The 10,045-nt window shown below is 63.7% G+C and carries 8 protein-coding genes; 4 read left to right on the top strand and 4 right to left on the bottom strand.

What is annotated here, in order from left to right:
• Nucleotides 1–1,124, bottom strand: a 1,124-nt coding sequence (gene mutL, locus M3P27_04785) for a DNA mismatch repair endonuclease MutL (GenBank protein ID MDP9267628.1), incomplete at its 3' end; no start/stop codon positions are given.
• Between the two features lie 297 nt (nt 1,125–1,421).
• Here mutL and M3P27_04780 point away from each other — a divergent pair.
• Nucleotides 1,422–1,856 carry an extradiol dioxygenase gene (locus M3P27_04780; protein ID MDP9267627.1) on the top strand — a complete coding sequence of 145 codons (435 nt, stop codon included), beginning with the start codon at nt 1,422–1,424 and terminating at the stop codon, nt 1,854–1,856.
• Nucleotides 1,857–1,908: 52 nt separating this feature from the next.
• Here M3P27_04780 and aspS read toward each other — a convergent pair whose 3' ends face one another.
• The 3 genes from aspS to M3P27_04765 form a co-directional block, all read right to left on the bottom strand.
• The gene (gene aspS, locus M3P27_04775; protein ID MDP9267626.1) at nt 1,909–3,735 is read right to left on the bottom strand and encodes an aspartate--tRNA ligase; all 1,827 of its coding nucleotides are present in this window, start codon (nt 3,733–3,735) and stop codon (nt 1,909–1,911) included.
• A gap of 198 nt (nt 3,736–3,933) precedes the next feature.
• Nucleotides 3,934–5,253: a histidine--tRNA ligase gene (gene hisS / locus M3P27_04770; protein ID MDP9267625.1), complete on the bottom strand. Its 1,320-nt coding sequence runs from the start codon at nt 5,251–5,253 to the stop codon at nt 3,934–3,936.
• Nucleotides 5,253–5,789, bottom strand: coding sequence for a gamma carbonic anhydrase family protein (locus M3P27_04765; GenBank protein ID MDP9267624.1), 537 nt, complete (start codon nt 5,787–5,789; stop codon nt 5,253–5,255). The genes hisS and M3P27_04765 overlap by 1 nt, the downstream gene beginning before the upstream one ends.
• A 169-nt stretch (nt 5,790–5,958) precedes the next feature.
• Here M3P27_04765 and M3P27_04760 point away from each other — a divergent pair, with 169 nt between their 5' ends.
• From M3P27_04760 to M3P27_04750, 3 genes are all read left to right on the top strand, one after another.
• On the top strand, nt 5,959–9,111 hold the full coding sequence (locus M3P27_04760; protein ID MDP9267623.1) for a TonB-dependent receptor: 3,153 nt from the start codon (nt 5,959–5,961) through the stop codon (nt 9,109–9,111).
• 106 nt (nt 9,112–9,217) lie between these two features.
• Nucleotides 9,218–9,415, top strand: coding sequence for a 30S ribosomal protein S21 (rpsU, locus tag M3P27_04755; GenBank protein ID MDP9267622.1), 198 nt, complete (start codon nt 9,218–9,220; stop codon nt 9,413–9,415).
• 182 nt (nt 9,416–9,597) lie between these two features.
• Entirely contained in the window at nt 9,598–9,921 is a 324-nt protein-coding gene (locus M3P27_04750) for a zinc-ribbon domain containing protein (GenBank protein ID MDP9267621.1), read from the top strand.
• The last annotated feature ends 124 nt before the right edge of the window (nt 9,922–10,045 follow it).

Raw genomic sequence — 10,045 nt, 5'->3', positions numbered from 1 at the left:
GCGGTAGGCTGCGCGCTGATCTCGCGAGTGAACTGCGGCACCGGCCGCGCCTTCATCAGCGTGGCGCGCACCGCGTCGCGGACAAAATCGTGTACCACCGACTGCTGCCGGAAGCGCACCTCCGTCTTCGCCGGATGCACGTTGCAATCCACCTCCGCCGGCGGCAGCGCGAGGAACAGCAGCACCACGGGATAGACCGAGGACGGCAGCATGTTGCGATACGCATCCGTCAGCGCGTGCTGCACCAGGCGGTCGCGGATGAGGCGTCCGTTGACGAAGAAGAAGATGGAATTGCGGTTCAGCTTCTGGATCTCCGGCTTGGAGATGAACCCGGTCAGCTTCAATTCGCCCGGCTCGGGCGCGTGCCACTCTTCGCCGCGCGCGGCCATGCGCTCGAGCACCCAGGGCGGCGGCAGCGGCAGCCCGGTGCGGTCGAGTGCTTGCGCGGCGGTCAGTGGGATCATCTGGTCGAGGGTATCTTTGCCGAAGACCTGGTAGAGCCGCTCGGCATGGTTCGCCACCGGCGCCGCGACCAGCATGGCTTCGGTCGCCGAGTGCAGCTCAAAATGTTTGTCGGGATGCGCCAGCGCGTAGTGCGTGACGAGTTGCGCGATATGGGAGAGCTCGGTCGATTCGGCGCGCAGGAATTTCTTGCGCGCGGGAAGGTTGAAGAACAGGTCGCGGACCTCGATGGCGGTGCCGGCGGGAAGTCCGGCCTCTTCCACCTTGTGCAGCTTGCCGCCGGCGATCTCGATGAGTGTGCCGGCTGTCTCATCCGCCGCGCGCGTTTCCAGCTTCAGCCGCGAGACCGATGCGATCGAAGGCAGCGCCTCGCCGCGGAAGCCGAGGGTGGAGATATTCAACAGGTCGTCGGCGTCATGGACTTTCGAGGTGGCGTGGCGCTCGAAGGCGAGCATGGCATCGTCGCGCACCATGCCGGAACCGTCGTCGGTCACGCGGATGAGTTTCTTGCCGCCGGCCTCCACGTCCACCCGGATGCGACGCGCGCCCGCGTCGAGCGCGTTCTCCAGCAGCTCCTTCACCACCGACGCGGGACGCTCCACCACCTCGCCCGCGGCGATCTTGTTGGCTACGTGCTCCGGCAGTACGTGGATGCGGCCCATGGGGATCAGTCGATGATCACGAGTGTCTAGTGGCTAGAGTCTAGCCGGAGATGAACGCGGAGGGACGCGGATTAATTTCCACAATCGAGCTGGGTCCCATAGTAGGACGCACCAAAGTAGGATGGCCCAAAGCGGGTCAGATCAAAGTAGGACGCCCAAAGTAGGCCAGACCAAAAGCAGGACGCTCGATGCAGGAGGATGCCGCGCAAGATATCACCGTTGCGCGGCGAAGCTCCACAGGATTTTGTTTGTCCGCTGGCGCACGTTAGGATTTAGGTCGGCTAGGAGGACAAGGCGATGATCACCGGCATCCACGCCCTCATCTACACCAAGCAGGCCGAGCAGGTCCGCGAGTTCTTCAAGAAGACGCTGAAGTTTCCCACCGTCGACGCCGGCCACGGATGGCTCCTGTTCGCGCTGCCGCCCGCCGAGATGGGCATCCATCCCACCGACAAAGACGGCTCCTATGACCTCTACCTGATGTGCGACAACATCGAGAAGACGGTGATGGAGCTGGCGAAACACGGCGCGCGCTTCCCGCGCGGCATCACCACCGCGGGCTGGGGAAAAGTGACCGCCATCGAGCTGCCCGGCGGTTTGGAGATGGGGCTCTACGAAGCGCGACACCCGACCGCGATCGGCCTGGCGGCGGCAGCGAAGCCGAAGGTAGCGAAAAAGGCGAAGAAGGCGGCGAAGAAAGTGGCGCCAAAAAAGAAGGCGAAGCGGCGCTAGGCGCGCGTGTTCACATTTTGTTCGGATTCTGGAACAGAGGTTTCTACCCGCGCTAGTCCGCGGTAGGCTTTTTCACCGCGATCCCCAACTCTTTCAACTGCTGCTCGTGCACCGGCGTGGGCGCGTCCACCATCATGTCGACCGCCTTGGCCGTCTTCGGAAACGGGATGACCTCGCGCAGACTCTCGCCGCCGGCGAGCAGCATGACGATGCGATCGAGACCGAGCGCGATCCCGCCGTGCGGTGGCGTGCCGTACTCGAGCGCTTCGAGGAAGAACCCGAAGCGCTGCTTGGCTTCCTCCTCGGACATGCCTAACGACCGGAAGATCTGCCGCTGGACGTCCGGCCGGTGGATACGCACCGAGCCCGAACCCAGTTCCATGCCGTTGAGCACGATGTCGTAGGCCTGCGCGCGGACGGCGTCGAGGTCGCGATCCTCCAGCACTTTCTGCATGTCCTGCTCGTGCGGCGAGGTGAAGGGATGATGCGTCGCGTTCCAGCGCTTGGCTTCTTCGTCCCATTCGAACATCGGGAAATCGGTGACCCAGAGGAAGCGATAACTGCCGGCGTCTTTCAGGTCGCCGGAGAAAGCCCCGTGCTTCGCGGTGTATTTGCGCGCCAGCTCCATGCGCAGGTTCCCGGCAGCCGCGTAGACGGCCATGCTCGCGACGCGCGCTTGCGCGGCAGACTTTTCGTCGCCCGCGGCGCCACCGACGAGGACGATGAAGTCGTCGGGAGCGGCTTGCGCCAGCTCGCGGATCTTCGTTATGGCGTCGGGCCAGGATTTTTCGAGACGCTTCAGGTCGTCGATCAGCTTGGGCCCGGGCTTCTTGGTGAACAGGGCTTTGTTGTCGTCGCGTTCTTTTCTCGAGAGCTCGCCGACCTTGGGGATGCGCACCGCGACGAACGGCATGGCGGGATCGAGTTGCAGGGTGGCGAGTGCATCAGGTGGGAAAGCCGACTTCGCTTCCACCAACGCGGGCAGCCGCAGGTCGGGTTTGTCGGAGCCGTACTGCTCCATCGCCTGGTCGTAGGTCATGCGCGGGAATTTTGCCGGCAAGGTCACGCCGGCGGCCTTCCATGCCGCGCCCACGAATCCCTCGACCACCTCGAAGACCTGCTCCTGCTGCGGATACGTCATCTCGAGATCGATCTGCGTGAACTCGAGCTGGCGGTCGGCGCGCAGGTCCTCATCGCGGAAGCAGCGCACGATCTGGAAATACTTCTCGCAGCCGCTGATCATCAGGATCTGCTTGAACAGCTGCGGCGATTGCGGCAGCGCGTAGAACGAGCCGTGATGCACGCGGCTGGGGACGAGGAAATCACGCGCGCCCTCGGGCGTGGAGCGAGTGAGGAACGGCGTCTCGATCTCGAAGAAGCCCGCCGCCGAAAGATGATTGCGGATAGCGAGCGCGACCTGGTGGCGCAGCTCGATGTTCGCCTGCATCTCGGGACGGCGCAGGTCGAGGTAGCGATACTTCAGCCGGACCTCTTCGTTGGGCAACGTGGCGTCGGCGGGCGAGAACGGCGGCGTCTTCGCTTCGTTCAGTAGCCGCAGCTCGGCGACGACGACCTCGATCTCGCCGGTCGGCAGCTTTGGATTCACCGTCGCACCCTCGCGACGCTTCACCGTGCCGGTCACGGCGATCACGTACTCGTTGCGCAGATGCGAAGCTTTCTCGAGCACGTCCTTCTTATCGGTGTCGAAGACGATCTGCGTGAGCCCGGTGCGGTCGCGCAGGTCGATGAAGATGAGGTTTCCGAGGTCGCGCCGGCGATTCACCCAACCCATGAGCGTGACGGTCGCGCCCGCGTCAGAGGCGCGTAGGGCGCCGCAGGTGTGCGTCCGTCGAAGATCGCCAAGGTAGTCGAGCTGCAAGCAGAGCCTCTTTGGGGATTCGCCGTGGTGGCGGAACTAGAGATTATACGGATGGGAGCAAAAACCCACCACGGAGGCACGGAGACACGGAGTTTCTTTTTCTCTGTTCTTGACCAGGCATCGTCGAGGCAATAGGGGTGGTTCGACTCGGCCGCGCGGATAGTCCGCGCGCGCCTCGCTCACCATGACAAGCACGAGCTAGCTGCGGATCTTCGCCGCCAGCTCGGCGCGGGGCACGTTCTGCTGTTCGCCGGTCTCGAGCCGCTTCACCGCAAACGCGCCCGATCTGGCTTCGCTCTCGCCCACGATGATCACGTAGCGCGCGCCCAGCTTGACCGCCGTCTCGATGGATTTCTTCAGCTTGAAGTTCTCGTCGCCCATCTCGATGACGGCGTCGTGGTGGCGCAGCTCGCGCGCCAGCTTCGCCGCTTCCTTATTCATGCCGGGGCCGAGCGGGGCGATGTATGCGTCGAGTTTGGGCTGGATGCTGGCGGCGTCTGTGGATTCCGCGAGCGACATCACCAGGCGATCTTCGCCGATGGCGAAGCCGATTCCGGGGGCGTTCGGTCCGCCCAGCGATTCGCTCAGGCCGTCGTAGCGTCCGCCGCCGAGGATGGCGTTCTGCGCGCCGAGCGCGCCGTGAGTGAACTCGAAGGCGGTGCGGGTGTAGTAGTCGAGCCCGCGGACGAGCCGCGGATTCAGCGTGTAGGGCACGCCAACGGCGTCCAACAACGCCCGAACTTCGGCAAAATGACCGCGGCAAGGTTCGTCGAGGTAGTCGGCGATCTTGGGCAGCATCTCGATGATGGGCTGGTCCGCGGGGACCTTGCAGTCGAAGACGCGCAGCGGGTTGGTCACGGCGCGCCGCTTGCAGTCCACACACATTTTTTCGACCACACCGCTCAGCGCCTTCTTCAGCGCTTCGTTGAAGCGTTGCCGGTCGTTGGCGCAGCCGACAGAATTCAGCTCGAGCGTCCAGCCGGAGATGCCGAGGCGGTCGAGAAACGTGGCCAGCAGCTCGAGCAGCTCGGCATCCACCGCGGGCGATTCCGAACCGTTCGCGGGCGGCCCAATGACCTCGGCGCCGATCTGGGAGAACTGGCGGTAGCGTCCCTTTTGCGGACGCTCTCTTCGAAACTGCGGCCCGATGTAGAAGAGCTTCTGCAATCCCGGCCGCTCCCATAGTTTGTGCTCGATGTAGGCGCGGACCACGCCGGCGGTGTTCTCGGGACGCAGCGCGAGCATCTGTCCTTTCTCCGACTCGGCGCGCGCGCGGTCTTCCCACGCGAACATCTCTTTGCCCACGATGTCCGTCTCTTCGCCGACCGAGCGCTGGAAAAGGCCGAGGTCTTCGATGATGGGCGTGCGAATCTCGTGGAAGTTGTAGGCGCGGAAGACGTCGCGCGCGGCGGCCTCGACAAAATTCCACAGCGCGGACTCCGGCGGCAGGATGTCGCGCGTCCCGCGGACGGCTTTGATGGACTGCGCCTTCGGCTTCGCTTTTGGCTGTTCCGCCACTACTTCCCCGCTTCCTTCGCGTACTGCTCCTTCAGGTACTGCTCCTTATATTCCAGGTAATTGTTAGCGTAGCGCATGATGGTTTCCTGTGTCGCCGCGTCGTCAATCTGCTTGCGGAATTTCCCCGGAACGCCCATCCACAGCGAGTACGGCTCCACCACGGTGTTCTCAGGAATGACGGTGCCGGCGGCGATGATCGAGCCTTCCCCGATCTTCGCATTATTAAGGATCACGCTACCCATACCGATGAGGCAGCGGTCGCCGATGGTGCAGCCGTGCAGCGTGACCGAGTGTCCGACGGTGACGTATTCGCCCAGGATCACGCCGTACTTGTGGCGCATGCCGTGGAGCACGGAGCAGTCTTGCACGTTGGAGTGCGCGCCGATGCGGATGGCGAAAACGTCGCCGCGGACGACGGCGTTCATCCAGACCGAGGCATGCTCGCCGAGGATGACGTCGCCGATGACCTGGGCGGAGTCGTCCACGTAGCAGCTTGCGGGGACTTTCGGGTTCATTCCCTGGTAGGAACGGATCATTTTCTAGTAAACCTGCTTCGCCAACGCGCGCCGGAAACTGCTGCTACCAAACCATGAAAACTAACACGCGTTGCCGGGAAGGACAAAGCCGGCGAGACCGGCCAAAAGTCGCCTAAGTGTGCAATATGAGACACACACGGAAAACCGCGCGGCGTAGTATCGCGCCACGATGCGCCGACTTCTAGCGTCGCTTCTATTCGCGCTCGCGCTTGTCCTGACGGCCGCGGCGCAAGATTCCTCCACCGCCGCCATCCGCGGCACCGTAGCAGACGCGACCGGCGCCCGCATCGCCGGCGCCACGGTCACCGCGCAACTGGTGGCGACCGGTTTCTCGCGCTCGGTGAAGGCGGACTCTAGCGGCGCCTTCGCCCTCAGCTTCCTGCCGCCAGGCGATTATTCAGTGCGCGCCGAGGCGCCGCAGATGTCGCCCGAGCTGCGCAGCGGAGTGCATGCCGAGATCGGCGCGACGGTGGTATTGGGTTTCATCTTGCGCGTGGGCGGGGCGAACGAGACGGTGACTGTCTCGGGCGAGACTTCCGCAGTGGATACGCAGCCCAGCGGCCTGAGCACCGTGATCGGCCAGCGTGAGATCGCGGAAGCCCCATTGAACGGACGCCGCTGGCAAGACCTCGCGCTCCACGCTCCCGGCGTGACGGAAGACCCGCGCGGCCTGACCTCTTCCTCGAGCGGCGACCTCTCTTTCGGCGGCGTGCGCGGCTACCACTCCACCTTCCTGGTCGATGGCGTGGACAACAACAACGCCTTCTTCGGGCAGGCCCGCGGACGGTATCGCGCGCCCTACCAGTTCTCCTCCGAGGTGGTGCAGGAGTTCCGCGTGTCGTCGAATACGTATGGAGTGGAGTTCGGGCGCTCGAGCGGTGCGGTGATCAACGTAGTCACCAAGTCGGGGACGAACCAGCTGCACGGCAGCCTGATCTACTACATGCGCTCCAACCAGTTCGCGGCGCGCAATCCCTTTGTTAGCGAGAAGCCGCCCGACCATCAGCACCAGTTCGCATTCACGCTCGGCGGCCGGCTGGCGAAGAACCGCGCCTATTTCTTCCTCGGCGCCGACCAGCACATCTTCCGCTCGCCCGTCTCGGTGCGCTTCAACGATGGCTCGCGCGTGCTCGTCCCTGGCCCCCGGGACTACGAAAAGACCGATCAGGAACTGGTGATGGCCACCGCTTCGGAACTCTCTTCCAATCTTGCCGGTGACTTCCGCGCGGCGCTGATGGGCAACGCCGCCTTCGCCAAATTCGATTACACGCTCTCGCCGCGGCAATCGCTGAGCGGACGCATCAACCTCTCGCGTTACTACGGCGCCAACAACGTGTTCCTCGATCCCACCAGCCCGCTCACCAACAACGGCATCTCGCAGAACGGTGAAGAGAATGTCGCGACCGAGAGCGCTTCGCTGGCGCTCACCAGCGCGCTGAGCGGGCGCTTCGTCAGCCATCTGCGGGTGCAGTTCTCGCGCGACCTGCAGAGCTCCTCCGCCAACACCGACGACGTGCTTACCCGCATCGCCGACGTCATCGAAGGCTTCGGACGTTCGAACATCCTGCCGCGCCGCACGCGCGAGCACAAGCTGCAGTTCGCCGAGACCATCTCCCTCGATGGCCCCCGCCACACCTGGAAGTTCGGCGGCGACATGCTCTTCACCCGCATCGAGAATTATTTCCCGTTGCTCACCGGTGGCGAGTACATCTTCGACGATATCCGGGTAAACCCGTTCACCTTCGTCCCTTCGGTCTTCGGCCTGCGGCTCACGCCGCTGCGGGCGTTCGCGCATGAGGTTCCGCGCTACTACATCCAGGATTTCGGCACCCAGGTCTCGCACCCGGATACCAACGAGTTCTCGCTCTTCGTGCAAGACACCATCCGCGTGAACGCGCACCTGGCGCTCACCCTCGGCGTGCGCTGGGACTTGCAGACCTACGGCGGAAAGGCGCTCGAGCCCAACCCGCTCTGGCCGGGTTCGGGCGAGATCCCGGTAAAGCGCAACAACTTCGCGCCGCGCGTAGCCTTCGCTTACTCCATCGGAGAAAAGGATCCGCTGGTGATCCGCGGCGGTTACGGCATCTTCTATACCCGCATCCCGCAGATCTACACCTCGGCGGTCGAGACCGACAACGGACTCAAGCAGACGCACCTCTTCCTCGACAACGCCGTCTTCGCCGACCATCTGCTGTTCCCGGCGTATCCCGGACCGCTCGCCGCCTGCGCGCAGCACTCCGCGCAATGCGATGCGCCCGCGAGTGTGGCGGGCAAGCTGGAGAGCGATATCTCAACCTTCGCCCGCAACTTCCAGACCCCGTATGTGCAGCAGGCCTCGCTCACGGTAGAGCGCGACGTCTTCGACCAGTTCGCCCTCGGCGTCTCTTATCTCTACGTGCATGGCACCCACCTGATCCGCACCCGCGACGTGAACTTGCCCACGCCGCAACAGTTGAGCTATCCCGTGTTCGACGAGAACGGCGATTTCACCGGCGACTACTTCAACGTGGATTCCTTCGCCACCTGGCAGCAGACGCAGTCGCTGAGCTGTCCCTTCCCACCTTGCATCAACGACGTGCAGCGGCCCATCCCGCAGATCGGTTCGATCGACCAGTTCGAGAGTGCGGTCTCGAGCGTCTACCACGGGCTGACCGTCTCCGCCCGGCGCCGGATGAAGAACGGCATCTTCTTCCGCGTGGCTTACACCTGGGCCAAAGCGATGGACGATGGCCAGGACTCGCCCATCGTATCGCCCTCGTCGGTGCAGAACGCCGCCCAGCCGAATACGGAGCGCAGCGTGAGTTCCACCGACCAGCGCCACCGCTTTGCCGTCTCCTGGGTATGGACGCCGCAACCCTTCCACCGCGAGCAGGCCGCGCTCAAAAAGATGTTCAATGACTGGACCATCGCCGGCACCGTGACCGTCGGCAGCGGACGCCCGGTCAATGCGCGCATCGTCGGCGACGCCAACCGTGATACCAACAGCTCGAACGACCGCCTGCCCGGCGCCGGACGCAACAGCTTCTATGGTCCCGATTACGCCTCCACCGATCTGCGCATCACGCGCCGCGTCTTCGTCCGCGACCGCATCACGGTGGACTTCCTGGCGGAATCCTTCAACGTGCTCAACCACCCCAACAAGCGGGTGGACATCTCCTCCGACGCCTTCCAGAACGCCGCCGGCAAGTTCGTGCAGGGCAGGACCGTTGTCCCCGGCGCGACCCCGTATCCGGCGCGCTATGAGACCACGCGCGGGTTCCTCGAACCGACCAACGCCTACAGCCCCCGGCAGGTGCAATTCGGCCTGAAATTCAAGTTTTGATGGCGGCCAGCCCCGCCCTGCGCCCGCGGCATATTAGACTTGACTTAGGCAGTAAACATTGCAATAACTTACGAGTCCAACGGGGCCGGAGAGGGGTGTTTTTCAGTTGGCCGAAGTCAGAGTTCAAGAGGGCGAGCCCCTCGAGAACGCGCTGCGCCGGTTCAAACGCAAGGTGCAGCAAGAGGACATCATCAAGGAAGTGAAGCGTCACAGCTTCTACCTTAAGCCGGGCGAAAAGCGGCGCGTGAAAGAAGCGCTGGCGCGCAAACGCAATCGCAAGAAGGCGCGCAAGGAACAGGACTAACAACCTCGGGCCGCTGCTGCAAGGCGGCGGCCCGTTCTTTTTCATACCGCAGTCGTAAGCAGCAGGCAGTCAGCATCGAAACGCGCCAGAGAGCGCGTAGGCCGAACCCGAAGGTGGAGCGGTACCTCCAGCAGACGCCGCAGAGCGTCCGGGGGAGTGATCAGGGGGAGGTAGGGTTCGCGATGGAATTCCAGGACAAAAGTCTGAAATGCGTGGACTGCGGTGCGGATTTCGTTTTTACGGCCGGCGAACAGCTGTTCTTCCACGACAAACAATTCAAGAATGAGCCCAAACGCTGTAAGGCCTGCAAGGGGAAACGCGCGCAAGCACTGGGCATCGGCTCGGGCAACGGCTACCAGAAGGTAGAGACGAAGACGATGTGTTCGCACTGCGGCAAGGAGACCACTGTCCCCTTCAAACCGACGCAGGGACGTCCAGTGTACTGCCGCGAGTGTTTCCAGGGACGTCGTGGCGCCGCGGCCAGCGCAGCCGGCGCAGCTTCGTAGAAGCCGCGTCGGGGAGCGAGAGAGCGGCAACAACCCGTAGAGGTGTGTGCATGAGCGCGCGGCCAGAGCCGCGTGCTTTTTGTTTTGTGGCCCGCTTCATGGCAGAGTGTCGTGAGCGCCCAAA

It is taken from the genome of Acidobacteriota bacterium (genome assembly GCA_030774055.1).
In the GTDB taxonomy this organism is placed as follows: domain Bacteria; phylum Acidobacteriota; class Terriglobia; order Terriglobales; family Acidobacteriaceae; genus JACPNR01.
The sequence above is the reverse complement of the archived record's forward strand: the minus strand, read 5'-3'. Positions and strand labels throughout refer to the sequence as shown.